We start from the raw sequence: 26,934 nt of genomic DNA, 5'->3' as shown, positions 1-26,934 counted from the left end.
ACCCCTTGACCTGTTCTTCGGGCTCACATACCTTACCGCACAGCCTGATATATCAGTTGCTCTTCAGCTGGATTCTAGGAGTGCGCAGATGGCAGCGAATGCTTCGAACGCCCTCACGTCACCGCTCGGCGCGCTCGACCCCGAGGTCGCGGCCGCCGTCGGTGCCGAGCTCCACCGTCAGCAGTCCACCCTGGAAATGATCGCGTCGGAGAACTTCGCGCCGACCGCCGTCATGGAGGCACAGGGCTCGGTCCTGACCAACAAGTACGCCGAGGGGTACCCCGGCCGCCGTTACTACGGAGGCTGCGAGCACGTCGACGTGATCGAGATGATCGCGATCGACCGGATCAAGGAGCTGTTCGGCGCCGAGGCCGCCAACGTGCAGCCGCACTCCGGCGCGCAGGCCAACGCCGCCGCGATGTTCGCGCTGCTCAAGCCGGGCGACACCATCCTCGGCCTGGACCTCGCGCACGGCGGGCACCTCACCCACGGCATGCGCATCAATTTCTCCGGCAAGCTCTACAACGTCGTCCCGTACCACGTCAGCAAGGACGACATGCGGATCGACATGGACGAGGTCGCCCGCCTCGCCCGTGAGCACCGGCCGAAGATGATCGTGGCGGGCTGGTCGGCGTACCCGCGTCAGCTCGACTTCGCCGCCTTCCGCCGGATCGCGGACGAGGTCGGCGCGTACCTCATGGTCGACATGGCGCACTTCGCCGGGCTGGTCGCCACCGGGCTGCACCCCAGCCCCGTCCCGTACGCCGATGTCGTCACCACGACCACCCACAAGACGCTCGGCGGGCCGCGCGGTGGTGTGATCCTCTCCAAGGCGGAGCTCGCCAAGAAGATCAACTCGGCCGTTTTCCCCGGTCAGCAGGGCGGTCCGCTGGAGCATGTGATCGCCGCCAAGGCCGTGGCCTTCAAGGTCGCCGCCTCCGAGGAGTTCAAGGAGCGGCAGCGGCGCACGCTGGAGGGCGCGCGCATCCTCGCCGGGCGGCTGCTCGCCGACGATGTCGCCGAGACCGGCATCTCCGTCCTCACCGGCGGTACCGAGGTCCACCTCGTCCTCGTCGACCTGCGCGCCTCCACCCTGGACGGGCAGCAGGGCGAGGACCGGCTGCACCGCATCGGCATCACCGTCAACCGCAACGCCGTCCCCTTCGACCCCCGCCCCCCGATGGTCTCCTCCGGACTGCGCATCGGCACCCCGGCGCTCGCCACCCGCGGCTTCGGAACCGAGGAGTTCCGCGAGGTCGCCGACATCATCGCGCAGACGCTGAAGGACGAGCCCGATGACGAGCGCGCGGCCGCGCTGCGCGCCCGCGTCACCGCGCTCACCGACAACTTCCCGCTGTACCCGGGCCTGAACGGAGCCACCGTATGAGCACGACGCCGTTGCCCGAGCACCCCGACTTCCTCTGGCGCAACCCCGAACCCCGCTCCTCCTACGACGTAGTGATCGTCGGCGGCGGCGGACACGGCCTGGCCACCGCGTACTACCTCGCCAAGGTCCACGGCATCACCAACGTCGCCGTCCTGGAGAAGGGCTGGCTCGCGGGCGGCAACATGGCCCGCAACACCACGATCATCCGCTCCAACTACCTCTGGGACGAGAGCGCGGGGATCTACGAGCACGCCCTGAAGCTGTGGGAGGGGCTGCCGGACGAGCTGGAGTACGACTTCCTGTTCAGCCAGCGCGGTGTGCTCAACCTCGCGCACACCCTCCAGGACGTACGGGAAGGCGTTCGCCGCGTCGGCGCCAACAAGCTCAACGGCGTGGACGCGGAGTGGCTGGACCCGCAGCAGGTCGCCGAGGTCTGCCCGATCCTCAACGTCTCGTCCGACACCCGCTATCCCGTACTCGGCGGCACCTACCAGCCGCGGGCCGGCATCGCCAAGCACGACCACGTGGCCTGGGCGCTGGCCCGTCGCGCCGACGAGATGGGCGTCGACATCATCCAGCACTGCGAGGTCACCGGCTTCGTGAAGGACGGCGACCGGGTCGTCGGCGTGGAGACGACGCGCGGGCGCATCAACGCGGGGCGGGTCGGGCTCGCGAGCTCGGGCCACAGCAGTGTCCTCGCGGAGAAGGCGGGCTTCCGGCTGCCCGTGCAGTCGCATCCGCTGCAGGCACTCGTCTCCGAGCTGCACGAGCCGGTGCATCCGACCGTCGTGATGTCCAACCACGTGCACGTCTACGTCTCGCAGGCGCACAAGGGCGAGCTGGTGATGGGCGCGGGCGTCGACTCGTACAACGGCTACGGGCAGCGCGGTGCGTTCCATGTCATCGAGCAGCAGATGGCCGCGGCGGTGGAACTGTTCCCGGTCTTCGCGCGCGCCCATGTACTGCGCACCTGGGGCGGCATCGTGGATGTCACCCCGGACGCCTCGCCGATCATCGGCACCACGCCGGTGGAGAACATGTACGTCAACTGCGGCTGGGGGACCGGCGGTTTCAAGGCCACCCCGGCGGCCGGCTGGACCTTCGCCCACACGATCGCCACCGGCGCCCCGCACCCCCTCAACGCCCCCTTCGCCCTCGACCGCTTCGTCACGGGCGCCCTGATCGACGAACACGGCGCCGCAGCCGTGGCCCACTGAGAGGACGGCACGGTGCTCCGACTCAATTGCCCATGGTGCGGTCCCCGCGACGAGACCGAATTCCACTACGGCGGCCAGGCCCATGTGCCTTATCCCGCCGAACCCTCCGAGCTCGACGACCGGCAGTGGGCCGAGTACGTCTTCTACCGCGACAACCCCAAGGGACCGTTCGCCGAGCGGTGGATGCATGCCACCGGCTGCCGGCGTTGGTTCAACGCCGTCCGTGACACCGCCACCTATCAGGTGCTGGCCACTTACCGGCTCGACGAGCCGCGCCCCGACGTCCTGTCCGAGGGAGGGAACCGATGACCGACCAGCACCGCCGCCTCCCGTTCGGAGGCCGCATCGACCGCACCACCCCGCTCCGCTTCACCGTGGACGGCCGCGAACTGACCGGCCACCCCGGCGACACCGTCGCCTCCGCGCTGCTCGCCGCGGGTGCCATCGAGGTCGCACCGTCGATCTACCGAGGCCGCCCGCGCGGCATCACCGCCGCCGGGGTCGAGGAACCCAACGCGCTGCTGCAGATCGACGGCCCGTGCTCGGAAGGCATGCTCCCGGCCACCACCGTGGAGCTGTACGACGGGCTGTCCGCCACCACGATCTCCGGCCAGGGCCGACTGGACCCGACCCCCGACCCCGCCGTGTACGACAAGAAGTACGTGCACACCGACGTACTGGTCATCGGCGCGGGCCCGGCCGGGCTCGCGGCCGCCGCCACCGCCTCGGCCGCCGGCGCCCGGGTGATCCTCCTCGACGAACAGCCCGAATGCGGCGGCTCGTTGCTCTCCGGGCGCGGCGAGACGGTCGGCGGCCGGGACGCGCTCACCTGGGTGCAGGAGACCCGGGCCGCGCTCGACGCCGCGCCCGGGACGACCGTGCTCACCCGCACCACCGCCTTCGGCTCGTACGACGACAACTACGTCCTCGCCGTGCAGCGCCGCACCGACCACCTCGGCGCCGACGCGCCCGAGGGCGTCTCGCGGCAGCGGCTGTGGCACATCAGGACGGCCCAGGTCGTACTGGCCACCGGCGCCCACGAGCGCCCGCTGGTCTTCGCGGACAACGACCGCCCCGGCGTGATGCTCGCCTCCGCCGTCCGGACGTACCTCAACCGGTACGCCGTGGCGCCCGGTAGCCGTGTGGTGATCGGCACCACCCACGACAGCGCGTACGAAACGGCAGCCGATCTCTGCGCGGCCGGCGTCGAGGTCGCGGCCGTTGTCGACTCCCGTACCGAACTCTCGGACAGGGCAGGGGAGTTCGCCACTGCCACCGGGGTCGAGGTGCTGACCGGCAGCACGGTCACCGGCACCGCGGGGGACCCGCGGCTGACCGGCGTCACCGTGCGCGCCCTGGACGAGGACGGCCGACTGACGGGCCCCGCCCGGTCCTTCGACTGCGATCTGCTCGCGGTGTCCGGCGGCTGGAGCCCGGTCGTGCACCTGCACAGCCAGCGGCAGGGGAAGCTGCGCTGGGACGACGGCCTGGCGGGCTTCGTACCGGTGGCGCCGGTGCCCGGCCAGTGGCTCGCCGGTGCGGTGTGCGGCACGTACGACCTGGCCGGCTGCGTCGCGGACGGGGCCGGGGCCGGGGCGCAGGCCGCCACGGACGCCGGCTGCGCGACCGATGTCCCGGCCGCGAGCACGCCGGAACCCCCGGCGCCCGTACGCCCGCTCTGGCTCGTCCCCGGCGAGGGCGACGACCCCGGCGCCTGGGACACCCACTTCGTCGACCTGCAGCGCGATGTGACCGTCGCCGATGTCCAGCGCTCCACCGGAGCGGGCATGCGCGGCGCCGAGCACGTCAAGCGGTACACCTCGCTCGGCACCGCCAACGACCAGGGCAAGACCTCCGGCGTCAACGCCATCGGCGTCATCGGCGAGCTGCTCAAGGAAGGCGCCTCGCCCGGTGACATCGGGACGACGACCTACCGCGCCCCGTACACCCCCGTCGCCTTCGCGGCGCTCGCCGGGCGCGAGCGCGGCGACCTCTTCGACCCCGAGCGCCGCACCGCCGTCCACGACTGGCATGTCGAGCACGGCGCCGAGTTCGAGGACGTCGGGCAGTGGAAGCGGCCGTGGTACTACCCGCTCCCGGGCGAGGACATGGAGACCGCGGTGGCCCGCGAGTGCCGGGCGGCCCGCGAAGGCGTTGCCTTCATGGACGCCTCCACCCTCGGCAAGATCGAGATCTGGGGTGCGGACGCCGGCGAGTTCCTCAACCGCATCTACACCAACGGCTTCAAGAAGCTGAAGCCCGGCTTCGCGCGCTACGGCGTGATGTGCAAGCCCGACGGCATGATCTTCGACGACGGTGTGACCCTGCGCGTCGCCGACGACCGCTACTTCATGACCACCACGACCGGCAACGCCGCGACCGTGCTGGACTGGCTGGAGGAGTGGCTGCAGACCGAGTGGCCCGAGCTGGACGTGAAGTGCACCTCGGTCACCGAGCAGTGGACCACGGTCGCCGTCGTCGGCCCGAAGTCGCGCGAGGTGATCGCCCAGGTCGCCCCCGATCTGGACGTCTCCAACGACGCGTTCCCCTTCATGACCTTCCGCGAGACCACGCTCGCCTCCGGCGTCCCCGCGCGGGTCTGCCGGATCTCCTTCTCCGGCGAGCTGGCCTTCGAGATCAACGTCTCGTCCTGGTACGGCCGCGCGGTCTGGGACGAGGTGTACGAGGCGGGCCGTCCGTACGGCATCACGCCGTACGGCACCGAGACCATGCACGTGCTGCGGGCCGAGAAGGGCTTCATCATCGTCGGCCAGGACACCGACGGCACGGTCACCCCGCAGGACGCCGGGATGGCCTGGGTGGTCTCCAAGCTGAAGGACTTCGTCGGCAAGCGCTCCTTCGCCCGGGCCGACACCACGCGGGCCGACCGCAAGCACCTGGTGGGCGTGCTCCCCACCGACCGCAGCACGCGGCTCCCCGAAGGCACCCAACTCATCGACCAGGGCGTTCCCGTCACCCCCGAGGCCGGGCCCGTGCCGATGCTCGGTCACGTCACCTCCGCCTACTACAGCCCGGCGCTCGGCCGCCCGTTCGGCCTGGCGATGGTCAAGTCGGGGCGCGACCGGATCGGCGAGACCCTGCTCGCCGTCGTCGGCGACGACCTCGTACCCGTCGAGGTCTCCGGACCCGTTCTCTACGACCCCGAAGGGACCAAGCGCGATGGCTGAGCCGACCGTCACCGACACCGCCACCGGCCCCGCGGCGCTCCGCCGCAGCCCGCTCGCCCACCTCGCCGACCGGCTCCGCGACGCCACCGTCACCGGCCCGCGCGGCGTCTCGGTGAGCGAATGGCCGTACACCACGATGCTGAGCCTGCGCGTCGAACCGGACTCGTTCGCCGCCGCGCGGATCGAGAAGTGCCTCGGCGCTGCGCTGCCCGCGCGCTGCGGGGAGACCGCACCGGCCGGGTCCCGCACCACGCTCTGGCTCGGCCCGGACGAGTGGCTGGTGGTCGCGCCGCCCGGCACGGCCCCGCTCACCGCCGAACTCCACGAGGCGCTGGCCGGCGAGCCCGGCTCGGTCGTCGATGTGTCGGCCAACCGTACGGTCCTGGAGCTGCGCGGCCCCGCGGCCCGCGAGGTCCTGGAAAAGGGCTGCCCGCTCGACCTGCACCCGCGGGTCTTCACTCCCGGAGAGGCCGTCGCCACCCAGCTCGGCCCGGTCCCGGTGCTCCTCTGGCGGGCCGCCGAGGACACCTACCGCCTCCTCCCGCGCTCCTCCTTCGCCGACTACCTGGCGCGCTGGCTGATCGACGCGATGGGCGAGTACGCCCGGCCGGAGGTGACCTGACGGCACACCACTTCCTTCGCGGTACTGCCCAGCCGGGCAGTAAATACCATGAAAGACGGTCATGTCATGCCATGGTGGAAGGCAGTACCGCGAAGGAAAGGGAACTCATGACTGGGCAGACGGCTTATGAGCCGGCTCAATAACCGGGCGGGCGTGGCCCTGGGCGTACTGCCACTGCTCGGGTTGCTGACCGCCGCGTGCTGGGCCGCGGCGCCCGAAGGAAAGCCGACCGGCTTCTGGGTCGACCCGGACACCCCGGGCGCCCGGAAGGCACGCGTACTGACCGAACGGGGACGGGAGCCGGAGGCGACCCTGCTGCGCCGGATCGCCGACCAGCCGGTGGCCGTCTGGCTCACCGAGGAGAACCCCGCACCCCGCGTGGCGCGCATCACCCGGCAGGCGGCCGCCGACAGCCAGGTCCCGGTCTTCGTCGCCTACAACATCCCGCAGCGGGACTGCGGCCACTACTCGGCGGGCGGTGCCGGCAGCGACCGCGCCTACCGCGAGTGGGTCGCCCGGCTGGCCCAGGGGCTGGGCAACCGCAAGGCGGTCGTCGTACTGGAGCCGGACGCGGTGCCGCACACCGTCGCCGGCTGCCGCGACCGTTCCCGCGACGACCGCCTGGCGCTGCTGAACGAGGCGGTCCGCACGCTGAAGGCGCGCCCCGGCGCCTCGGTCTACGTGGACGCGGGCAACGCCTCCTGGATCAAGGACACCGACGCGCTCGCCAAGACCCTGACGTCGGCGGGCGTCACCCGTGCGGACGGCTTCGCGCTCAACGTCTCCAACTTCCAGACCACCAAGGCGACCGAGGAGTACGGCGACAAGCTCTCCAAGGCGCTCGGCGGCGTGCACTACATCATCGACACCAGCCGCAACGGCAACGGCCCGCCCCCGGACACCCAGGACGAGGAGACCGGCGCGGAGCACTGGTGCAACCCGCCCGACCGCGCGCTCGGCACGCCCCCCACCACCCGCACCGGCCACCCGCTCGTGGACGCCTACCTGTGGATCAAGCGGCCCGGCGAGTCGGACGGCACCTGCCGCGGCGGCCCCCCGGCAGGCCAGTGGTGGACCGACTACGCGCTCCGGCTCGCCAGTGCCGCCACGCAAAACCTGCCGGGCCAACAGGAGTCCGCAACGCCGGACGGCACGGCGTCCCCGTCCACTCAGTCGCCGTCCCCGGCCGCCGCGGCGCCGTCCCCGGCGCCGACCGCCTCGCCGGTCACTTCACATGCACCCACTTCGCCTGCGACGGAGTCCCCCGCGAGTCCGTGAGGAAGAGCATGTACCAGCCCCGCGGCACCAGCGAATGGCTTTTGGGCACGCGCACCGACAGCGTGCTGCCGCGGCGCTCGAAGTCCAGCGCAATCGACCGCTGCTCCACATCGGTGACATGGGTGACGGCGCTGGGCCGCATCAGCCGGGCGGTCCTCACCTTCCCGGCACCGGCCACGGTGAAGCGGTTGGCCTTGCCCCGCTTCACCTCGGTCGGGCCGTGCGCCGCCGCGGGCCGCGCGCGGTCGTAGCGGTACGGCGGCGTGTAGACCTCGATGCGCTTCTCGAACTCCCCGCCCGTGGTGTTCGCGCGGTCCGAGAACAGCGGGTCGGAGCCGAAGACCGCGATCCGCCCGTCCGGCAGCAGCAGCGCCTCGGAGTGGTAGTTGCGGCCCACGGCCGGGTCCGCCGCCTTGGTGAACGCGCGCGTACGCGGGTCGAAGATCTGGGCCTTGTGGTTGTCGCTGGCGCCCTTGCCGCGGTAGTCGCCGGACCCGCCGCTGGTGAACACCTTGTCGTCCGGGGTGAGCACCGCGTTCAGATAGCGGGTGCCCTCGCTGAGGTCGGGCCCCGGGCGGTACCTGGGGTTCTTCTTCGTGAGGTCCACCAGCGCGGTACGGCCGGTGGACTTCGGCGACTCGCCGACACCGCCCCCGCCGAGCATCATCACCTGCTGCTTCTGGGCGGGTGGCAGCAGCACGGAGGCGGAGGTCTCGGTCAGTTCGGGGTCCGTGAGGCCCGGCACCGGCTTGAAGGTGTTCTTCTTGACGTTCCAGATGCCGGGCGTGCGGCCCTTGCCGGCCGGGCCGTAACCGGCGTTGGATCCGGAGTAGAAGAGCTTGCCGTCGCCGGTGAGGAAGAGCGCCGGGTAGGTCGGGAAGTAGCGGTGCGGTCCCTTGGACCACTTGCGGGTCTTCGGGTCGTAGATCTCGTTCTTGCCCGGGATGATCTCGCCCATGTCGTCCAGCCCGGACACCGACAGGACCTTGCCGCTCTTCAGGGTCACCAGCGTCGGATACCAACGCGCCTCGTTCATCGGGTCGACGCGCAGATACCGCTCGGCGACCGGATCGAACTCGTACGTGTCCTTCAGGCCCTGGAAATCCTTCTTGTCCAGGCCGAGCTTGGTCGCCAGACCGTAGTGGTTACGGGCATCCGCGCCCTTGAGCCCCTTGATGCTGTACTGCGCGGCCGTGTTCGTCACCCCGGCCTTGCCGCGCCGCACGGCCTCGACGAACACCCGCGCCTCGCGCGCGGTGACCCGCATCCTGCCACTCCCGTCGCGCGCTGCCTTCTTCTTGGCGCGCGGCACCACCACCGGGAACTGCGAGCGGTACTCCAGGCCGTCCGGGCTGCGGAAGACGGTGCCCTTGGGGAGAGTCCGCGGCTTGTCGGGGTCCTCGTTCTTCACGACCATCAGGCCGCCCGCCCGGGTGACATCGCCCTCGAGCTTCTCGTACCGTCGGGTGCCGCCCGCGACCAGCAGCTTGCCGTCCGGCAGCTGGGCGTGACCGGCGCAGAACATGTCCTTCGGCGTGTCGATCTCCTTGAACGTGTTCTTGACCGGGTCCCACAGCACGCTCTGGAACGTTCCGGCGTCGAAGTTCTTCTCGTCGTTGCCGGATCCGGCGATCATCAGCACCTTGCCGGTGTGCAGCAGCGCGGCGTGGATGGTGTTGATCCGGAAGCGCTCCGGCACGTCCACCAGGTCCCAGTGCCCGTACCGTGCCTTGTACGACGGCTGGTTGATCTTGTAGTCGTGGTACTTGAGCTCGGCATAGCCGATGACGGCCGGTGCGTTCATCGCGCCGACCGCACTCAGGGCGACGGCCCCGACCGCCACCTTGCGGGTACGGGGACTGAGTCGGTATCGCACGGTGCGAGCCTCCTGACGGTGGGACGAGGGCGGGCCGGGGACCGGTCAGGCCGGTGGGTGCTGCTGGTCGGCTTCCGCGGCGCACAGCAGCCCGCTGCCGGTATCGGGGCTCTGCAGGTACTCCTCCACCGCCCACCGGCTCGAAGCCACCTTGACCAGGTCCTTCAGCCGTGCGGCCGAGGGCCCGCAGCAGATGTAGTACGCGATCCCGTGCGGGTCGCCGCCGGTCCGCCGGGCCAGCACCCAGCGCCCGAACCCGTCCTGCCGGGGCGGGCGGACGGTGACGCGCGCCCAGGCGCAGTCCCGGTCGTGCTGCGCGTCGGCCCCGCCCGCCACGTTCTTCCACGCCTGCACGGGCAGGGTGGTGACCAGCGCGTCCACGCGTGCGTCGGCCCCGTCGGCCGTGTGCACCGTGTCGTGGGCCCGGACGGGCAGCACGTACGGGATGCGGGACTCCTCCATCCAGTCACGGAGCGGCCTGTCCCGCCCGTACCCGGCGTCGGCGGTGACCCAGGAGAACGGGGCCTTCGTGTCGAGGGCGTGCTGCAGCAGCCGCCGGAATTCCTCGGAGGAGCGCGCCGTGGGGTCGGTGGGCTGCTCCGGCACTTCCGGCTGTTCCCGTTGCACCGGCTGGTCCGGCTTGTCCGGCTGTTCCGGTTGCTCGCGCTGGGCCGGGCATTTCGCGCGGCGTCGCTCGTGGGTCGCGGACCAGCGCCAGATGGCCAGCGGGGCGAGGGAGACGATCAGCGCGATCGAGGCCCAGGTCCGCATGGCCGCGTGGGTGTTGTTCAGGAACACCGAGGCGATCAGCGTCGTGGCGAACAGCCCGGCCCACAGCAGATGGGTGGTGAAGGTGCGCAGCCGGTCCGGGTCTGCCGCGTCGCCCTTCGACGTGACGATGAAGCCGGCCTTCCGGCGCAGCACCGCGCCCGTCAGGGAGCGGGCGTACAGCGGCGCGGACATCGCGGACATCGCCATGCCGGCGACGCCCGAGGAGCCCTCCGGCTCGTGCGGACTGACGTTGTGCCGCCGGTTCCACATGTACAGCCCGATCTGCAGGGCCGCGGCGTCGCTGTACAGCATCATCCACATCTGCGACTCGACCTGCACGCCGGAGGAGCCGAGACAGAGGAACAGCGCGCAGGAGAGGGCGCCGATCACCCAGTTGACCGCGGAGATCGGGTAGTAGGTCACCATCAGCCCGTAATTCAGCGCCTGGCCGGGAGTGACGCGGAAGACCGCCCGCCCGAACTGGCGGAAGAGCGTTTCATAGGTGCCGCGGCTCCAGCGCAGCTGCTGGTTGAAGAAGTCGCTCCAGGTGGCCGGCCCCTCGCCGACGGCCAGGACGTCGGGGGTGTAGACCGAACGCCAGGGCCGGCCGGTGTCGGGATTGCGCCGGCGGTGGATCTCCAGCCCGGTGGCCATGTCCTCGGTGATGGAGTCGTAGAAACCGCCGGCCTGCCGCAGCGCGCTGATCCGGACGCAGTTGTTGGTGCCGACGAACATGGGCGAGCCATAGGCGTTCCCCGCCCGCTGGATCAGCGCGTGGAAGAGGAATTGCTGGCTCTCCGACGCCCGGGCGACCGCGCTGTCGTCATTCCCGTAGACCTGGGGCCCGACGACGAAGGCCACATCGGGGTCCCGGAAGAAGCCCATCATGCGTTCGAGGTACGCGGGCAGCGGCACATGGTCGGTGTCGACGCCCGCCATGAATTCGTACGCGTCACCGTGCGCGTCCAGCCAGGAGTTGTAGTTGCCGTGCTTGGTTTTGGCGCGGAACGGCCCGGACGGCTGGTTCCATTTCTCCTCGCCTTTACGGGAGAAGTGCCGCACGCCCAGTTCCTCGCACAGCCGCCGCATCTCGGGGGTGTTTCCCTCGTCCAGCAGCCATACGTCGAGCGGGCCGTCGTGCCGGAGCGCGGTGGCGCCCTCCAGCGTGGCCCGGACCATCTCCTCGGGCTCCTTGCCGGGGACGAAGGTGGTCAGGAACGCCACCCGGGTGCCGGGCGCGGGAGTGACCGGCACGGGGTCCCGGGCGACGAGCGTGGCGTGCGCGATGGAGATGACGTTGAGGACGCGGAAGGTCTCCAGCAGGCCGATGGAGACGAGCATGACCAGGTCGGCGGCCGTCTCCCAGCCCGCCACGCCCTCGCGGTCCACCCAGTGCGGGGGCTGCAGGAGCCAAATGAGCAGTGCCAGCGAGGCGAGCGGCGCCAAGATCAGCAGCAGGGCCGTCCACACCCGGTGCGCACCGCCGCCCAGCAGGCTTCGGTACTGCACCCGGTAATCCGTGGGGTGCGGCTCGGTGAGCGGACCGGCCAGTCGGCTGAATTTCTCGTAGTCGTAACGAGGGACGGGCGGCGCGTCGTCAACGGGGGAGAAAGTCTCGCTTTTTGCATCCTCCCCTTCCGCTGAGCGACTGGTGACCGCTACCGACGGGTGGCCACCGTGCTGATCCATGGCAGTTTTCCGCGAGAACGCCACGCTACCCCTCGTCACATATGGAGCTAATAGGTCGAACGGGCCACTAAAACGCTAAGCTAACAAACCTTCTGTATGCCGGAGAGTTGGCCGTTCCCATAGGGCGCCCGAATGGCGGCAGGACTGTCGGTCGCGCGGGCCGAGATTCTGAATTTCTATGCGCCCGATCAGGTGAAAAACTTCGATCTCCGCAACTTTGGGCCCGTTCAGCCCGATCAAGAGGGGGAAGGGGGACGGCAGTACGGCCGCCTCCCACGCGCTTTACGAAAGGCCAGTTGCATGTCACGAATGGCGAAGCTCACCGCTCTCACGGCCCTCGCGGCCACCGCCGTCCTCGGTGGGGCGACGACCGCTTCCGCCCACAACGGCGGAAACGGCGGCGGCGCGGGTGCCGCCGGGGCGGCGTCGAATTCCCCCGGCGTGGTGTCGGGCAACGTGATCCAGGTGCCGATCAGCATCCCGATCAACGCCTGCGGCAACACCGTCAACATCGTCGGCTTGCTGAACCCGGCCTTCGGTAACACCTGCGTCAACGGCAACACCGGCCAGCAGAACGGCAACCACCACCACAACAACAACCACCACCACAACAACAACGGGCGCTGAGACCGGCCCGCCCGCGCCCGCTCCCGTCCGGTGTTCCCAGCCCGGCACCGGACGGGACGGGCCGGCCGCTCACTCCAGCCGGCCGAAGCGGCGGGCGGCCCACGCCAGCCCGCCCACGCCCAGCAGGGCCAGCACGAGGAGTTCGAGGACGGCCGGGGGCTGCCAGTCCGCCCAGCGGACGCCGGAGGAGGCGACGCCGCCGGGCACGTACCGCTCGATGCTGCGGCGCAGTACGTCGACGGCGTAGGCCAGCGGGTTGACGGCGGTCAGCTGACTGAGCCAGCCGGGCAGGGCGGTCAGCGGGAAGAAGGCCCCGGAGAGGAACAGCAGCGGCATCAGGGCCAGCCCGAGCAGGGTGTGGAAGGCCTCGACGGTACGGATGCCGATCGCGAGCGCCGCCGTCAACGCGGTGATGACGAAAGCGGCCAGCGCCATGGTGGCCAGCAGTGAGAGCAGCAGCAGGGGGCGGTACGGCAGTCCGACGGCGCCCGACGCGGCGAGCAGGACCGCGCCCTGCGCGGTGGCCACCGCGGTGCCCCCCAGACAACTCCCGTACAGCAGGCTGGAGCGGCGTACGGGCGCCATCAGGGTCTCGCGGAGGTAGCCGCTCTCCCGATCGGTGATGAGCCGAATTCCCACGGTCACCGCGGGCGTTTGCACCGTCATCACCAGGACGCCGGGAAAGAGGTACGTGCGGTAGTCGCCGCCGACGGCCGTCGAGGGGACCAGCGCGGCCAGGCCGCCGCCGAGGAGCACCAGGAACAGCAGCGGCTGCACCAGCATCACGACCGTCTGCACGGGCTGGCCGAGCATGCGCAGCAGGTCGCGGAGGACCAGGGCGTGCACGGCGCGCAGTTCACGCAGCAGGGTGCCCGGCGGATCCAGGGCACCGGCCGTCACGGCCGGCTCCCGTCACTCTGCGTCAGGGGGGCGTCGGGAGGGGCGATGCGCCGCCCGGTGTGGTGGAAGAAGACGTCGTCCAAGGTGGGTTCCGTGAGGGAGACGGCGTGTACGGGGACGCCGCGGGCGGCGAGCGCGGCGCACAGCCGGGGGATCTGCCGCGGGCCCGCCGCCACGGCGACGGTCAGTCCCTCGGGCCCGGTGACCGGCCGCAGGCCGAGGTCCTGGCGCAGGGCGGCTGCCGCCGCGGCGTCGTCGGCGGTCCGTACGCGCAGCCGGTCGTCGCCGATCGCGGCCTTCAGGGCCGCCGGCGTGCCCTCGGCGACGACGCGGCCGCGGTCGAGGATGGCGATGCGGTCGCAGTGTTCGGCCTCGTCCAGGTAGTGGGTGGTGACGAAGACGGTGGTGCGCCGGTCGGCGCGGAGCCGTGCCAGGTGGTCCCAGACCTGGGCCCGGGAGTGCGGATCGAGGCCCACGGTGGGCTCGTCGAGGAAGAGCACGCCCGGTTCGTGGAGCAGGGCGCGGGCGATCTCCAGGCGGCGGCGCAGCCCGCCGGAGAGCGTGCGCACGCGGTGCCGGCGGCGCTCGGTCAGCCCCGTCAGCTCCAGGAGCGTGGCGCTGCGTGCCCGGGAGCGCGCGCGGGGAAGGCCGTAGAGGCGGGCGTGCAGGTAGAGGTTGCGTTCCAGGGTCAGGTCCGGGTCGACCGCGCTCTGCTGGAACAGCAGGCCGACTCCGCTCCGTACCTGCTGCGGCTGGGTGCGGACGTCGGCCCCGGCCACCACGGCGTGTCCGGAGGTGGGTCGGGCCAGGGCGCACAGCATCGCGATGGTGGTGGTCTTTCCGGCACCGTTGGGGCCGAGGAAGGCGAAGGTCTCCCCGGGGCGCACGTCCAGGTCGACCCCGCGTACCGCCTCGGCGCCGGGGTAACGCTTAGTCAAGCCATGGGCATAGATTGCGTAGCGCTCGGCGATGCCGGCCCGACCCCCGGCACCGCCGGTCGCTTCCTTTTGACGCGGCACGTTCCACCCCTCAGCATGGACACAGGGGAAAATCACCCTATATGGGGCATTCTGCCCTACGGGTGTCAACACGACAGCAGAAGGAAGGTGACGACGATGCGCCAGCCGTACACCCCACCGACGGTCGTCCGTATGGGACGGGTCGAAAAGCTGACTGGACAGCTGCGCCGGGGAACTCCCGACCTCGTCGGTCACGGCAACATCGCCTGACCATCCGCTGAACGGAGGCGGAGCGTACCTGCTCCGCCTCCGGCCCATGAGGTGGTGTGCTGGTGGCCGGACCCGTCGTCGCACAGGATTTCCTCGAATTCCCCGGCTGCTCCGGACGGATCGCCACGGGCGCTCGCACGATTGAGCACGACTGTGTGCCCTTCGACGCCCGTTCCGCGGACCGCCCACGGGGCAGCCATGTCCGCCAATGGATTCCCACCGGGACGCGCCCCGCGCAGCCCCGCGTACAGGAACCTCTTCCCGGCGTCTTCCTCCTGATGGCGGGCCCGTTGGGCGAGCCGCTCGCCGCGGGCCGCGCGGAGCGGCTGGTCCGGGAGGTGGCGCGCGGCCACCATGCCGTACTGCGGGAGCTGCCCGCGGAAGTCTCCGGTGCCGTCGCGACGGCACAGCGGGTCGTCCTCTTCCGCGGGGCGTGCAGCGCCGAGCAGTTGTTCTTCCGCGCGGCGGGCGGGCGGACGCAGTGGTCGAGCGACCCGCGCGACCTGCTCGACGGACCTCCGGAGTTCGACCGGGAGACACTGTGGCGCGCCTGCCGGGGCGAGGACGTCTTCGTCTACCCGGGCATCGAGCGGCTGCTCCCCGGCCGGCTCGCCGTCCTGGACGGCTGGTCGGCGCGTACCGAGACCTTCGAGCGGATCGCCCCGCTGCCAGTGCCGCGCCGTACCACGCTGCGTCAGTACGCCGACCTCGCCTACGAATCGCTGCTCGCCGAGACCCGGCGCTATGCGTCCGCCGGCCGCATCGGCGTCCTGCTCTCCGGGGGCGTCGACTCCGCCACCGTGCTCGCCGCGCTCACCGACCAGGGGGCCGACGTCGTCGCATACCACATGCGCAGCAACGACCCCCTCGCCGACGAATCGCCCCGGGCCCGTGAGGTCTGCCGGCACCTGTCGGTCCCGCTGGTGATGGTGGATCCACCGGGCGACGACGAGTCCTACTTCCCCGAAGGGCGGGACTTCCCGCTGCCGTTCAACCACGTCTGGTTCCGCCGCGTGGAGCTGACGGCCCGCCGGATCGCGGCGGACGGGGTGCGCACGGTGCTCTCCGGCGTGGACGGGGACATCGTCTTCGGCCCGCTGCGGTACGGGCTGTACGACGTCGCCGTCGCGGACGCGCCCTGGCGCGAACGCGCCGCCATGGCCAACGGGCTGCTCAGCTCCCGCTGGGAGCTGAGCCGGATCCTCCGCAGCCTCCGCCCCGGCCGCTCCCTCTACGAGGACCCCGAAGGGACCGCCGAGACCGAGCGCGCCGGCGACTTCCTCGTCCCCGTCCCCGGCGCCTCTTACGAGACGTACGACCCGGACTCGGCAGCGCAGGAGCACACCCTCAACCTCACGATCTGGCGGCCGCACGGCCTGCACTGCGCCAAGCCCTGGGGCGGCAGGCAGCCACGCCGGCTGGGGGCCCGGCTGCCGAACGCCTACCGGGTCATCCCGTATGCCGGGCGCACCATCGACAAACCCGTACTGCGGCTGGCAGCCGCCCGCCGCGTCCCGGACTGCGTCTGGCGCCACTACGGGCGGGACTGGCTCGGCTCGCCGGACGAGAACTGGTGCCTGCGCCACCCGGACGCCCTCGCCCGGGTGCTGGACGGCCACGACGCACGGCTGACCGCCATGGGCGTCGTCGACCCGGGGCGCCTCGCGGCCGTCCTCGCCGACCCCCGCGCGCTGCGCCTCAACGCCGAAAGCCTGCTGTGCACCGCCATGGTCGAGCTGTTCCTGCGCGACCTGGCACACCGGACCGAGCCGACAGGGGACCTCCGATGCCGCTGATCCGCCTTGCCGAACAGACCGTCTTCGACCCCGCCGACGGTACGGGCGTCCTCATGGACACCACCGAGGGCGTCTACTTCGAACTCAACCCCACCGCCACCCTCATGCTCCAGGCCGCCCTCCGCTTCGAAACGGCCGACGAAGCCGTCCGCCATCTCGCGGAGGGCATCGACGCCGAGGAGAGCGAACTGCACGAGGGCATCAGGTCGCTCTCCGCCCAACTGGCGGAGAGCCGCCTCATCGAGCCCACGGGGACGGCCTCGTGACCGACCACGGCCTCGTGACGAACCGGGCCGCCACGACCGGGGACTGGGCCTTTCTGCTGTGGGGCGCCGATGCGGCCGGGACCGTACCCCGTACGTCCCGGCGGGCGAGGCTGACCGCCGCCGTGCACACCGTACGGGCGCTGCGGACCCTGCGGCGGGCGGGCTGGGGCGCCGCCCAGTCCTGCCTGCGGGACGCGCGGGCGGCCCCGCGCGCGCACCGCGGCCTCCCGGACGACGCGGCGGTCCGCGTCGCCCGCCGTGAACTGCCGCGCTGCCAGCTCGTCGTACGGCTGGCCGAACCGGACGCGCTGTGCCTGGCCCGGTCGTTCGCGCTGGCCGTCTACCTGACGGCGCTCGGCCTCCCGGCCGAGACGGTCATCGCCCGGCAGCGGTCGTCGATCGGCGCGCGATTCGCCTTCCATTCCTGGACCGAACTGCACGGCGAGGTGCTCAACGACATTCCAGGCGTGCAGAGCGGCTACACCGTACTCCAACGGGTCCGGTCCGCCGCCCTGCCGTGACCCCCTTCATCATCAGCGCTGCCGCAGGACCTCCGGGTTGGCGCAGTGGGCCAGCGGCTCGCCGCGCAGGAAGCGGCCCACCTCGCCCGCCACGATGCGGGCCGCCTTGTGGGCGACGCCCTGGCTGCCGCCCGCGATGTGCGGGGTGAGGACGACGCCGGGGGCGGTCAGCAGGGGCGAGCCGTCCGGGACCGGCTCCTCGGGGAAGACATCGAAGCCGGCGGCGGCGAGCCGGCCGGTGGCGAGCGCATCGCACGCCGCGTCGTAGTCCATCAGGGCGCCGCGGGCGCAGTTGACCAGTACGGACCCCTCGGGCAGCAGGTCGAGCTGCTTCCGGCCGATCATGCCGGTGGTCTCCTCGGTGACCCGCGCGTGCAGCGAGACGATGCGGGAGCGGGTGAGCAGCTCCTCCAGGGACACCTGCTCGGCGATGCCCGCGAGCCGCTCGGGATCGGCGTACGGGTCGTGGACCAGCACCGTCGCGCCCAGCGCGAGCAGTACCTTGGCGACCCGGCTGCCGACGGCGCCGAAGCCGACCAGGCCGACGGTGGCGCCCTCGATCTCGATGCCGCAGTTGTCGTAGTCGAAGTAGTCGCCGCGCCACACACCGCGCCGCAGGTCGGTGTGGACATCGCCGAGGCCGCGCGCCGCGGCGAGGATCAGTGCCAGGGTGTGCTCGGCGGTGGCGACGGCGTTGCGGCCGGGCGCGTAGCAGACGGCGACGCCGTGCCGGGTGGCCGCGTCCAGGTTGGCGTTGACCGGGCCGCCGCGGCTGGCGCAGAAGAGCTCCAGATCCGGGCAGTTGGCGAGGATGCGCTCGGTGAGCGGGGCCAGTTGGGTGACGCAGACGCGAGCGCCCTGCAGCGCCTCGATCATCTCGTCCTCGGAGCCGGACGCCTCCCGCACCTCGGCGACCGGGCCGAACGGGGTGTGCGGCCAGGGCAGCAGCAGTTCGCGGACCTCGGCGGCGCCGCCGGTCGCGGCGTCGACCTGTTCGGTGAGCAGGCGGGGCAGGACGAAGTGGTCGCCTGCGGCCAGGACGGTGGTGGACATGCGGTTCTCCGTGTGTGCGGGGTGCGGATCAGTGGGCGGCGGAGGGGGACACGACACAGGGCGCGTTCAGCCGGAGCAGGGACGCCCGGCCGCCCTTGAGGCGCAGCTCGGTGAGGGCGCCGTTCTCCAGCGCGGGGAAGACCGTGCGGTACGTACCGAGGGGGATGCCGAGCGCGCGGCAGAGCAGCAGGCGGACGAGCGTGGAGTGGGCGACCACCAGGACGCGGCCGTCGGGCAGCTCCCGGGCCAGGTCGGTGAGGCAGGCGGTGGCCCGCGCCGCGGCCTGCTCGGGGTCCTCGCCGCCGGGGAGGTGGTGGGTGACGGGGTCGCGGAGGAACGCGTCGAGCCGTTCGGGGAACACCTCGCGCATCTCGGTACGGGTGAGCCCGTCACCGCGCCCGAAGTCGACCTCCAGGAGACGTTCGTCGACGCGCGGAGCGACGCCGAGGGCGCGTGCGGCCGGCTCGGCGGTGAGCCGGGCCCGGGAGAGCGGGGAGCAGACCACCGCGTCGATGCCGGCCCCGGCGGCCCACGCCGCGAGCTCCGCGGCCTGCGCGTGGCCCCGCTCCGTGAGGGCGACATCGGTGCGCCCGGCGTAGCGGTTCTCCGCGTGCCAGACGGTCTCGCCATGGCGTACCAGAAGGAAGTCGGTCACTGCTGGGCCTTTCTGACGGCGTGCTCGGCCACATCGGGGGCCGGCCAACCGTGGTCGTTCAGCGCGTCCACGAATGCCACGTAGGCGGGGAGGAAGCGGGCGGTGCGCTCGGGGTCGGGGTGGTGTTCGGTACGGACGCGGACCATCGCGGTGGCGGCCTCGGTGAGCGGGGTCCCGTCGGCGGTGGCCGCGAGCACGGCCATGCCGAGGGCGCCCTCGGCCTGTTCGGGCAGGGTGACGGTCCGGCCGAGGACATCGGCGCGCAGCTGGTTCCAGTACGCGTTGCGGGTGCCGCCGCCGGTGAGGGTGAGCGGGCCGTCGACGGGGGCGCCGAGGTGGTCGAGGTAGTCGAAACAGAGCCGTTCGAGGCAGGCGACGCCGAGCAGATGGGCGTGGAAGCGCTCCGCCTCGTCCGCCGGATCGCCCAGCAGGAAGGGGCGGGCGTCCGGGGCCCGGAAGGGGAACCGCTCGCCGCCGGTACCGGCGAGGGGGTACGCGACGGGGTCGTGCCCCCGTCCCGCCGACCGACTGCTTTTGACGGCCCGTTCGGTGAGCTGCGCCAGGTCGGCGCCCGGGAACTCGCGGGTGAGGGCGCCCGCGCCGCTGCTGGACGCGGCGCCGGGCAGCCAGGTGTCGCCGGGGCCGCGGTGGCAGTAGACGAGGCCGCCGGGGTCGCGGACCAGGCGCGAGCTGGTGCCCTTGAGGACGAGCGTGGTGCCGAGTACGGAGTTCCACGCGCCGGGGGCGAGCGCACCCGCCCCGATCTGCGCGGCGCAGCCGTCCGTCATGCCCGCGACGATCTCCACGCCCTCGGGGATGCCGGTGGCGCGCGCCGCGTCGGCGCACACCGTACCGAGCACGGTGCCGGGGCGTACCACCTCCGGCAGCAGCACACCGGGCACGCCGAGCGCGGCGAGCTCCTTCTCCGGCCAGCCCTCCGCGAGCAGGTGGTAGCCCGTCTTGAGGGCGTGGCTGGCGTCGCTCGCGACCTGACGGCCCGCCAGCCGCCAGGTGACCAGGTCGACCTGGTGCAGCAGCCGGGTGCCGGGCGCCGTGGCGGCCGCCGAGTGCTCCAGCAGCCACACCAGCTTCGGCAGCGCCCACGAGGGCTGCATGGTGCGGTAGCCCAGCTCCTCCCAGACCGCGGCGCCGACTTCGTTGACCCGTACGGCCTGCTCAGCGGCCCGCCCGTCGTCGTACATCAGGCCGGGCGTGAGCGGGGTGCCGTCCGGGCCCGCGAGCAGGATCGTGCCGGACGTGCCATCGATGGCGAGCGCGGTCACCCGCCCCGGATCGATCCCCGCGAGGGCTTCGCGGCAGGCCGCGGCGAGCGCGTGCCACCACTCCTCGGGGTCCTGCTCGTGGCGCGCGCCGGTACGGCTGCTGTGCAGCGGCCGGGAGGCGGCGGCGAGCACCCGGCCGCCGGCGTCCACGGCGACGGCGCGGGCGCTCTGGGTGCCCAGGTCGAGGCCGAGCCGTACGGGGTCGGGGTGGCGGGACATCAGGTCTCCTCCTTAGGAGCGGTCGGCTGCCAGCCGGCCTCGCGGGCCAGCGCGCGCCAGGAGAGGAAGGCGGCATACCGGTCGGTGTAGAGCGCCGCGCGTTCCGGGTCGGGCTCCCAGGCGGGGCCCATGTGGACGTACTTGTCGGCGGCGCGGTGCATGCTCGACTCGGCGCCGGTGAGGACGAGACCGGTGAGGAATGCGCCCTTCGCGCCGAGTTCGGTGTCGGTGGAGCGGGTGGTGGGCACGCCCGTGACATCCGCGATCAGCCCGCACCACGCGTCGCTCCGCGCCCCGCCGCCGCACAGCCGCAGCTCGCTGACCTCCGTACGGGAGGCGGTGAGCGCGTCCCGCAGGGTCAGCGAGAGCCCGTCGAGGACGGCGCGCGCGATGTCCGCCCGGGTGTGCTCCAGGCTCAGGCCCCAGAAGGTGCCGCGGGCGCGCGGGTCGAGGAACGGGGCGCGTTCGCCGGCGGGGGAGAGGTACGGGAGGAAGGCGAGGCCGTGCGCGCCGGGCTCGGAGCGGAACGCCTCGGTGGCCAGCTCCGCCGCGCCGGAGAGGCCGAGGACGCCGGCGGTCCAGTTCAGTACCTCGGTACCGGAGAGCGTGGGGAAGGCGCGCAGCACGCGCTCCCGGCCGCGGTAGGCGATGTGGATGCCGCTCGGTTCGCCGGTGGTGTCGACGGCGGTGCGGACGACCTCGGCGCACAGCGTGGTGCCGAGGATCGCGCACGCCTGGCCGGGGTTGACCACGCCGATGCCGCGCGCGGTGGCGGCGATGTCGTACGGGGCCATGACCACGGGCAGCCCGGCAGGGACGCCGAGTTCGGCGGCGGCCGCGCCGGTGATCTCCGCGATGCGCCGGTCGTCGCCGACGACCTCGGGCAGCAGCCGCTCGGCCCCGCGCAGCCCGAAGAGGTCGATGACCTGTTGGTCGTACGCGCCGGTGGCGTGGTCGAGGAAGGGCGCCGAGGCGTCCGACTCGTCGATCGCCCGCTCGCCGGTGAGCCGGAGGAAGAGCCAACCGGCGGCGGTGAGCGCGGCGTCGGAGCGGGCCAGCCGCTCGGGGTCGTGCTGCGCGAACCAGGTGAGGAGCGCGTTCGGCAAGCCAGCGAAGGTCAGCGAGCCATTGCGCCGGAACGCCTCCTCCAGCACGCCGGTACGGCCCCATTCGGTGACCGTGTCGGCGGCCCGTCCGTCGGACCACAGGACGGCCGGGCCGGTGGGCCGCCCGCGCTCGTCCACCAGCCAGCAGCCGTCGCCCTGCGCGGTGAAGGTGACCAGCCACACCGGGTCGGCGCCCTGCTCGCGTACCTCCGCCAGCACGGCCCGCACGGTGTGCACCACCGCGTCCCACACCGCGTCCATGTCCTGCTCGGCCCAGCCCGGGTGGGGCCGGTCGACGATGGTGGCGCGCCGGGCGACGGCGACCTCATGGCCCTGGTCGTCGTAGACCACGGACTTGATCAGCGAGGTGCCGACGTCGATGGAGAGTACGGACACGGGTCACGCTCCTTCGGAGGCGCCGACGGCGGCCGGGGCGGCGGGGGCGGTGGCCCGTGCGGCACGTTCGGCGGGGGTACGCAGGTACAGGGCCAGTACCCCGCTCAGCGCGTACAGCCCGGCGAAGATCCAGATGACGCCCTGTACGCCGAGCGGCCCGAGGAAGACCGCGACGAGCGCGGGACCGACGAACGTGCTGGCCCCGGCGCCGAGGTTCAGCGCCGCCATCGCCTGGCCCTTGTGCGCCGGGGCGAGCGAGGGCATCAGCGCGGAGAGCGGCACGTACCCGGCCAGCGTGGCGCCGAACAGCCCCGCCACCAGCAGGCACAGCGCGTACTCCCCGCCGAGCAGCGTCGGCACGTAGTACAGCAGCAGCGAGGTGACCGTACAGCCGACGCCGCCGCACCAGGCGACCGTGCGCCGCCAGCCGATTCGGTCGCCGAGCACACCGAAGACGAGATTGAAGACGATGTTGACCGCGAACATCACGGACAGCAGGCGCAGCCACTGCGACAGGCTCAGCCCGACCGTCTGTGTGAAGAACGCGGGCAGGCAGACCAGGAAGCCGAACTCCGGCGCCGTATTGATCAGGCGGACGACGGCACCGGCACCGATCCGTGGATTGCGGCCGAGCAGCGCCAGGCTCCCGAAGAGCGTGGCCAGCGGGCGTTCACCGGCCGGGGCCAGCCGCCGGAAGCCGGTCCGCTCGCGGACCAGCAGCAGCGCGATCAGGCCGCCGAGGACGACCAGGCCGAGCGAGAACCACAGCGTGGCGTACGCGCCGATCTGCGGGATGAGGAAGCTCGCCGTGAGCGAGCCCAGCGTCGGCAGCCCGCCGGTGAAGGCGAACCAGAACCACCCGACGGCCGTGCCGAGCCGCTTCTCCGGCGCCGTCGCCGCGATCCACACCAGGAAGCCGAACGCGAAGAGCGGGTAGCCGATGCCGCGCAGGCCGTAGCTGAGGAGCAGCAGCGGATAGTTCATCGAGGGCACCGCGATCGCCAGCATGAGCACCTGGAAGCCGACCCAGGCACCGAACCCCGCCATCATCACCCGGCGCGGACCCCACAGGTCCGACAGCGCGCCGGAGAGCCACGCGGCGACGGACGCGGTGACGCCGTAGACGGTGAACAGCATCGCCACCCGCTGCGCGGACAGGCCCTCCTGCACGAGGTACGGCGAGAGATACCCGGACTCGACACCGTCACCGATCATGAACACGAGGACCCCGACGAATCCCCAGGCGAGCTCGCGGGGAATGCCGAGCCGATCGGTCCAGCCGCGCCGCTCCGAGCGCGCCGGCCCGGTCGGTCTCAGTGCGTTACTTGCCACCCCAAGGCACCTCTTCCACTGGTACGGGCCCGTCCGCGCCCCTGACCGGCGCGGCGCACGACCCCTGTGGCACCGATGCAACGCGGGCCGCGAACGGGCGGTCAACGCCCGTCGGCCGACCTCTCGCGGGCCGGTCGGGCCGCCGCGTGAAAACCGCTGGCGGCGGACCCCGCTACCCCGGGCTTAACATGGCGGCAACGCGGCGTGAGCTCGGCATTTCCCCGCTGACCTGGGACGCCGAAGCAGTCCCGCCGTGTGAAATCCGCGTGAAGTTAACGAGAGGTTCCCGCAGTGACCGAGGACGGCGGCGCGCCGGGCGGCGACAGCGCGAGACGCGAGGACATCCAGAACGCACGGCGGCAGCGCATCCGCGAGCAGGTCGCCGCCGAGGGATTCGTCCGTACCGCCGCGCTCGCCGAGCAGTACGCGGTCAGCATCATGACCATCCACCGCGACATGGACGTCCTCCAGGCGCAGGGCTGGCTGCGCAAGGTCCGTGGCGGTGCCTCCTCCCTCCCCTCACTGCTCTTCCACGGCGACCTCAGCGAGCGCATGGCCGCCATGAACGCCACGAAGCGGCGGCTCGCCCGCGCCGCGCTCCGGCTGCTCACCCCCGGCCAGACCGTCATGATCGACGAATCCACCACCTGCCTCGCGCTGGCCCAGCACCTCACCGAACGCGGCCCGCTCACCGTCATCAGCAACTTCCTGCCGGTCATCAAGCTGCTGGCGGGCGAGCCCGGCATCAGCCTGCTGGCCCTCGGCGGCTCGTACTACCCGGCCTACGACGCGTTCCTCGGCCCGCACACCGCCGAGGCGGTCCGCTCCTTCCGCGCGGACATCCTCTTCATGTCCACCACGGCCGTCACCGGCGACACCTGCTACCACCAGTCGCAGGAGACGGTGCAGGTCAAACGGGCGCTGATGGACCGGGCCGCGCGCCGGGTGCTGCTGGTGGACCACACCAAGTTCGCCCGCAGGGGCGTGTACGCGCTCGCCCCGCTCACCGACTTCGACACCGTCCTCGTCGACGACGCGCTGCCCGTCGCCGAACTGCGCCGCCTCCGGGATCTCGGGGTGCAGGTGATCACGGTCGGCGCCTAACACGCGGGGCGGCGACGGTGGCGTACTTCCCGCAATCGCGTCCGGCACGCGGGCACCGCCCGCCACCATGACCGGGGTGAACACCGTACGCGTAGGGCTCCGCGTCGAAGGGACCGTGCAGGGCGTCGGCTTCCGGCCCTTCGTGCACGCGACGGCCTCCCGGCTCGCGCTGAGCGGGCTGGTCGCCAACGACCCCGCCGGAGTACTCATCGAGGTCGAGGGCCCGGCGGACGCCGTGGCGCGCTTCCGGGAGCTACTGGAGAGCCGGCCGCCACCGCTGGCCGTCATCGAGCGGATCACCGCGCGGCCGCTGCCGCCCGCCGGCGAGGCGGACCCCCGCTTCGTCATCGCGGCCAGCCACCGCGCGACGGACACACCCGGGCGCGCGCAACGCACCCCCGTCGCCCCGGACATCGCCACCTGCGCAGACTGCCTGCGCGAACTCCACGACCCGGCCGACCGGCGGCACCGCTACCCCTTCATCAACTGCACCAACTGCGGCCCGCGGTACACCATCACCCGCGACCTGCCCTACGACCGGGCCCGCACGACGATGGCCGGCTTCCCGATGTGTGCCGCGTGCGCCGCCGAGTACACCGATCCGGCCGACCGGCGCTTCCACGCCCAGCCGTTGTGCTGCCCCGACTGCGGCCCGGCGCTCCGGCTGGTCGACGCGGCCGGTACGCCGGTGCCGGGCGAGCCGGTCGCCGCGGCGGCCGGGCTGCTGCGCGCCGGGCGGATCCTCGCGATCAAGGGGCTGGGCGGCTACCACCTCGCCGTGCACGCCGGGTGCGAGCCGGCCGCCGCAGCGCTGCGGGCCCGCAAGCACCGCGCGGACAAGCCGTTCGCGGTGCTCGTCCCCGACCTGGTGACGGCCGAGCGGCTGTGTCAACTGGACGATACCGCAAGGGAGTTGCTCACCGGACCGCACTGCCCCATCGTCCTGGCCGCTCGCCGGATGCCCCCGCCGGGCCCCGCTGCACCGACCATCGCGGCAGCCGTCGCCCCGGGCTGCCGTGAACTCGGCCTGCTGCTGCCCTACACCCCACTGCACCACCTCCTCGCCGCGGAACTCGCCGCCCCCGCCGTCCTCACCAGCGGAAACCTCGCCGACGAACCACTCGCCTACCGCGACGACGAGGCCTTCGCGCGGCTCGGCACCCTCGCCGACGCCTTCCTCACCCACGACCGGCCCATCCACCGGCGCGCCGACGATTCCGTCATCCGCGTCCACTCCGGCCGTACCGTCCCGGTGCGGCGGGCACGCGGCTACGCCCCGGCACCGCTGCCACTGCCCGTGCCCGCCGCCCGTCCGGTACTGGCCTGTGGCGCGGAGCTGAAGAGCACCTTCTGCCTGGCCCGGGGCCGGACCGCGGTCCTCTCCCCGCACCTCGGCGACCTGGAGAACTACGAGACGCTGGCCGCGTACACCGACGGGATCGCCCACTTCACGCGGCTGTACGCCCTGGAACCCGCGCTGATCGCGTACGACTTGCACCCCGAATACCTCTCCACCAAGTACGTGCACGATCGCGCCGACGCCACGGAAGCGCGCCTTGTCGGCATCCAGCACCACCATGCGCACCTGGCCTCATGTATGACGGAACATCAGGAATGCGGACCGGTCATCGGAGTGGCCTTCGACGGGCTGGGGTGGGGCTCCGACGGCACGCTGTGGGGCGGTGAGTTCCTCGTCGCCGATCTGTGCGGCTTCCGCCGGGCCGGGCACCTCGTGCCGGTACCACTCCCCGGTGGCACGGCGGCGGTCCGGGAGCCGTGGCGAATGGCGGCGGTGTACCTGGACGCGACCGGAAACGACGGTCTCGCCGTGCGCCACAGACACGGTGAACGCTGGGACCACGTACGGGCATTGGCCACCTCCGGCGTCAACTCCCCGCTCACCTCCAGCGCCGGCCGGCTCTTCGATGCCGTCGCCGCCGTCCTCTCGGTCCGCGACACCGTGCGCTACGAAGGGCAGGCGGCGATCGAGCTGGAGCGGTGCGCCGACCCGGCGGTCACCGACGGCTATTCCGTACGCATCGACGACGCCTGCCGGGTGCACGGCGCGGACCTGGTGCGCGCGGTGGCCGACGACGTGCGCGCGGGCACCTCTCCCGCGACCGTTGCGGCCCGGTTTCACAACGGCGTGGCGCGCCTGATCGTGGACGTCTGCGGGCGGCTGCGCGACGCCACCGCACTCACCACCGTCGCCCTCTCCGGCGGCGTCTTCCAGAACGGCTTCCTGCTGGACCGCACCGTGCCGGCCCTGGAGCGCGCCGGTTTCCGCGTCCTCACCCACCGCCGCGTGCCGTGCAACGACGGCGGCATCAGCCTCGGCCAGGCGGCCATCGCGGCGGCCAGGGACGCCGCCGGAGAGCTGGACTGACCGGCAGCCTCCAGCAGATCCGCAGCCCGCAGC

21 protein-coding genes are annotated in these 26,934 nt (G+C 72.2%); 12 read left to right on the top strand and 9 right to left on the bottom strand.

Annotated features, from left to right (window positions below; all coding sequences use genetic code 11):
* The first annotated feature begins 88 nt into the window (after positions 1-88).
* From glyA to AB0I82_RS14555, 6 genes are all read left to right on the top strand, one after another.
* Positions 89-1,387, top strand: coding sequence for a serine hydroxymethyltransferase (glyA, locus tag AB0I82_RS14580; RefSeq protein ID WP_363257562.1), 1,299 nt, complete (start codon positions 89-91; stop codon positions 1,385-1,387).
* On the top strand, positions 1,384-2,604 hold the full coding sequence (locus tag AB0I82_RS14575) for a sarcosine oxidase subunit beta family protein (RefSeq protein ID WP_363257560.1): 1,221 nt from the start codon (positions 1,384-1,386) through the stop codon (positions 2,602-2,604). Before glyA ends, AB0I82_RS14575 begins: the two co-directional genes overlap by 4 nt.
* 12 nt (positions 2,605-2,616) lie before the next feature.
* On the top strand, positions 2,617-2,913 hold the full coding sequence (locus AB0I82_RS14570; RefSeq protein WP_363257559.1) for a sarcosine oxidase subunit delta: 297 nt from the start codon (positions 2,617-2,619) through the stop codon (positions 2,911-2,913).
* Complete coding sequence (locus tag AB0I82_RS14565; protein WP_363257558.1) at positions 2,910-5,792, top strand: sarcosine oxidase subunit alpha family protein; 2,883 nt, start codon at positions 2,910-2,912, stop codon at positions 5,790-5,792. The genes AB0I82_RS14570 and AB0I82_RS14565 overlap by 4 nt, the downstream gene beginning before the upstream one ends.
* A complete protein-coding gene (gene soxG, locus AB0I82_RS14560) occupies positions 5,785-6,414 on the top strand; it encodes a sarcosine oxidase subunit gamma family protein (RefSeq protein ID WP_363257556.1) in 630 nt (209 codons plus the stop codon). The genes AB0I82_RS14565 and soxG overlap by 8 nt, the downstream gene beginning before the upstream one ends.
* Positions 6,415-6,540: 126 nt before the next feature.
* Positions 6,541-7,692: a glycoside hydrolase family 6 protein gene (locus tag AB0I82_RS14555; protein WP_363257555.1), complete on the top strand. Its 1,152-nt coding sequence runs from the start codon at positions 6,541-6,543 to the stop codon at positions 7,690-7,692.
* On the opposite strand, the gene AB0I82_RS14550 is transcribed toward AB0I82_RS14555, so the two are convergent.
* Together AB0I82_RS14550 and AB0I82_RS14545 are read right to left on the bottom strand one after the other, a co-directional pair.
* Positions 7,640-9,568 carry a kelch motif-containing protein gene (locus AB0I82_RS14550; RefSeq protein WP_363257554.1) on the bottom strand — a complete coding sequence of 643 codons (1,929 nt, stop codon included), beginning with the start codon at positions 9,566-9,568 and terminating at the stop codon, positions 7,640-7,642. The genes AB0I82_RS14555 and AB0I82_RS14550 overlap by 53 nt on opposite strands.
* A gap of 45 nt (positions 9,569-9,613) precedes the next feature.
* On the bottom strand, positions 9,614-11,890 hold the full coding sequence (locus tag AB0I82_RS14545) for a glycosyltransferase family 2 protein (RefSeq protein WP_363257745.1): 2,277 nt from the start codon (positions 11,888-11,890) through the stop codon (positions 9,614-9,616).
* 438 nt (positions 11,891-12,328) lie between these two features.
* Between AB0I82_RS14545 and AB0I82_RS14540 the strand changes: the two genes are divergently transcribed.
* Positions 12,329-12,655, top strand: a complete 327-nt coding sequence (locus AB0I82_RS14540; RefSeq protein WP_363257744.1) for a chaplin — start codon at positions 12,329-12,331, stop codon at positions 12,653-12,655.
* Positions 12,656-12,724: 69 nt separating this feature from the next.
* Here the strand turns inward: AB0I82_RS14540 and AB0I82_RS14535 are convergent, their stop codons facing one another.
* Entirely contained in the window at positions 12,725-13,555 is an 831-nt protein-coding gene (locus tag AB0I82_RS14535) for an ABC transporter permease (RefSeq protein ID WP_363257553.1), read from the bottom strand.
* On the bottom strand, positions 13,552-14,526 hold the full coding sequence (locus AB0I82_RS14530; protein WP_363257743.1) for an ATP-binding cassette domain-containing protein: 975 nt from the start codon (positions 14,524-14,526) through the stop codon (positions 13,552-13,554). Before AB0I82_RS14530 ends, AB0I82_RS14535 begins: the two co-directional genes overlap by 4 nt.
* Before the next feature lie 320 nt (positions 14,527-14,846).
* On the opposite strand from AB0I82_RS14530, the gene AB0I82_RS14525 reads away from it, so the two are divergent.
* The 3 genes from AB0I82_RS14525 to AB0I82_RS14515 are packed head-to-tail and all read left to right on the top strand — an operon-like array spanning position 14,847 to position 17,367.
* The gene (locus tag AB0I82_RS14525) at positions 14,847-16,580 is read left to right on the top strand and encodes an asparagine synthase-related protein (protein WP_363257552.1); all 1,734 of its coding nucleotides are present in this window, start codon (positions 14,847-14,849) and stop codon (positions 16,578-16,580) included.
* Positions 16,571-16,846, top strand: coding sequence for a PqqD family protein (locus AB0I82_RS14520; RefSeq protein WP_363257551.1), 276 nt, complete (start codon positions 16,571-16,573; stop codon positions 16,844-16,846). Before AB0I82_RS14525 ends, AB0I82_RS14520 begins: the two co-directional genes overlap by 10 nt.
* Positions 16,843-17,367 (top strand): lasso peptide biosynthesis B2 protein, encoded by a 525-nt coding sequence (locus AB0I82_RS14515; protein WP_363257550.1) that lies wholly within the window; start codon positions 16,843-16,845, stop codon positions 17,365-17,367. Before AB0I82_RS14520 ends, AB0I82_RS14515 begins: the two co-directional genes overlap by 4 nt.
* A gap of 12 nt (positions 17,368-17,379) precedes the next feature.
* Here AB0I82_RS14515 and AB0I82_RS14510 read toward each other — a convergent pair whose 3' ends face one another.
* From AB0I82_RS14510 to AB0I82_RS14490, 5 genes are read right to left on the bottom strand one after another with little or no spacing between them, the layout of a single operon-like run.
* Positions 17,380-18,420, bottom strand: coding sequence for a 2-hydroxyacid dehydrogenase (locus tag AB0I82_RS14510; protein ID WP_363257549.1), 1,041 nt, complete (start codon positions 18,418-18,420; stop codon positions 17,380-17,382).
* A gap of 28 nt (positions 18,421-18,448) precedes the next feature.
* Positions 18,449-19,075, bottom strand: coding sequence for a histidine phosphatase family protein (locus tag AB0I82_RS14505; protein WP_363257548.1), 627 nt, complete (start codon positions 19,073-19,075; stop codon positions 18,449-18,451).
* Positions 19,072-20,577, bottom strand: a complete 1,506-nt coding sequence (locus AB0I82_RS14500) for an FGGY family carbohydrate kinase (RefSeq protein ID WP_363257547.1) — start codon at positions 20,575-20,577, stop codon at positions 19,072-19,074. The genes AB0I82_RS14505 and AB0I82_RS14500 overlap by 4 nt, the downstream gene beginning before the upstream one ends.
* Positions 20,577-22,079 carry an FGGY-family carbohydrate kinase gene (locus tag AB0I82_RS14495; protein ID WP_363257546.1) on the bottom strand — a complete coding sequence of 501 codons (1,503 nt, stop codon included), beginning with the start codon at positions 22,077-22,079 and terminating at the stop codon, positions 20,577-20,579. The genes AB0I82_RS14500 and AB0I82_RS14495 overlap by 1 nt, the downstream gene beginning before the upstream one ends.
* A gap of 3 nt (positions 22,080-22,082) precedes the next feature.
* Complete coding sequence (locus AB0I82_RS14490; RefSeq protein WP_363257545.1) at positions 22,083-23,411, bottom strand: MFS transporter; 1,329 nt, start codon at positions 23,409-23,411, stop codon at positions 22,083-22,085.
* A 291-nt stretch (positions 23,412-23,702) separates the two neighbouring features.
* Here AB0I82_RS14490 and AB0I82_RS14485 point away from each other — a divergent pair, with 291 nt between their 5' ends.
* Together AB0I82_RS14485 and hypF are read left to right on the top strand one after the other, a co-directional pair.
* Positions 23,703-24,515 (top strand): DeoR/GlpR family DNA-binding transcription regulator, encoded by an 813-nt coding sequence (locus AB0I82_RS14485; RefSeq protein WP_363257544.1) that lies wholly within the window; start codon positions 23,703-23,705, stop codon positions 24,513-24,515.
* A gap of 76 nt (positions 24,516-24,591) precedes the next feature.
* Entirely contained in the window at positions 24,592-26,901 is a 2,310-nt protein-coding gene (gene hypF, locus AB0I82_RS14480) for a carbamoyltransferase HypF (RefSeq protein WP_363257543.1), read from the top strand.
* Positions 26,902-26,934 lie beyond the last annotated feature (33 nt).

The organism is Streptomyces sp. NPDC050315, assembly GCF_040655775.1.
Taxonomy (GTDB): domain Bacteria; phylum Actinomycetota; class Actinomycetes; order Streptomycetales; family Streptomycetaceae; genus Streptomyces.
The sequence above is the reverse complement of the archived record's forward strand: the minus strand, read 5'-3'. Positions and strand labels throughout refer to the sequence as shown.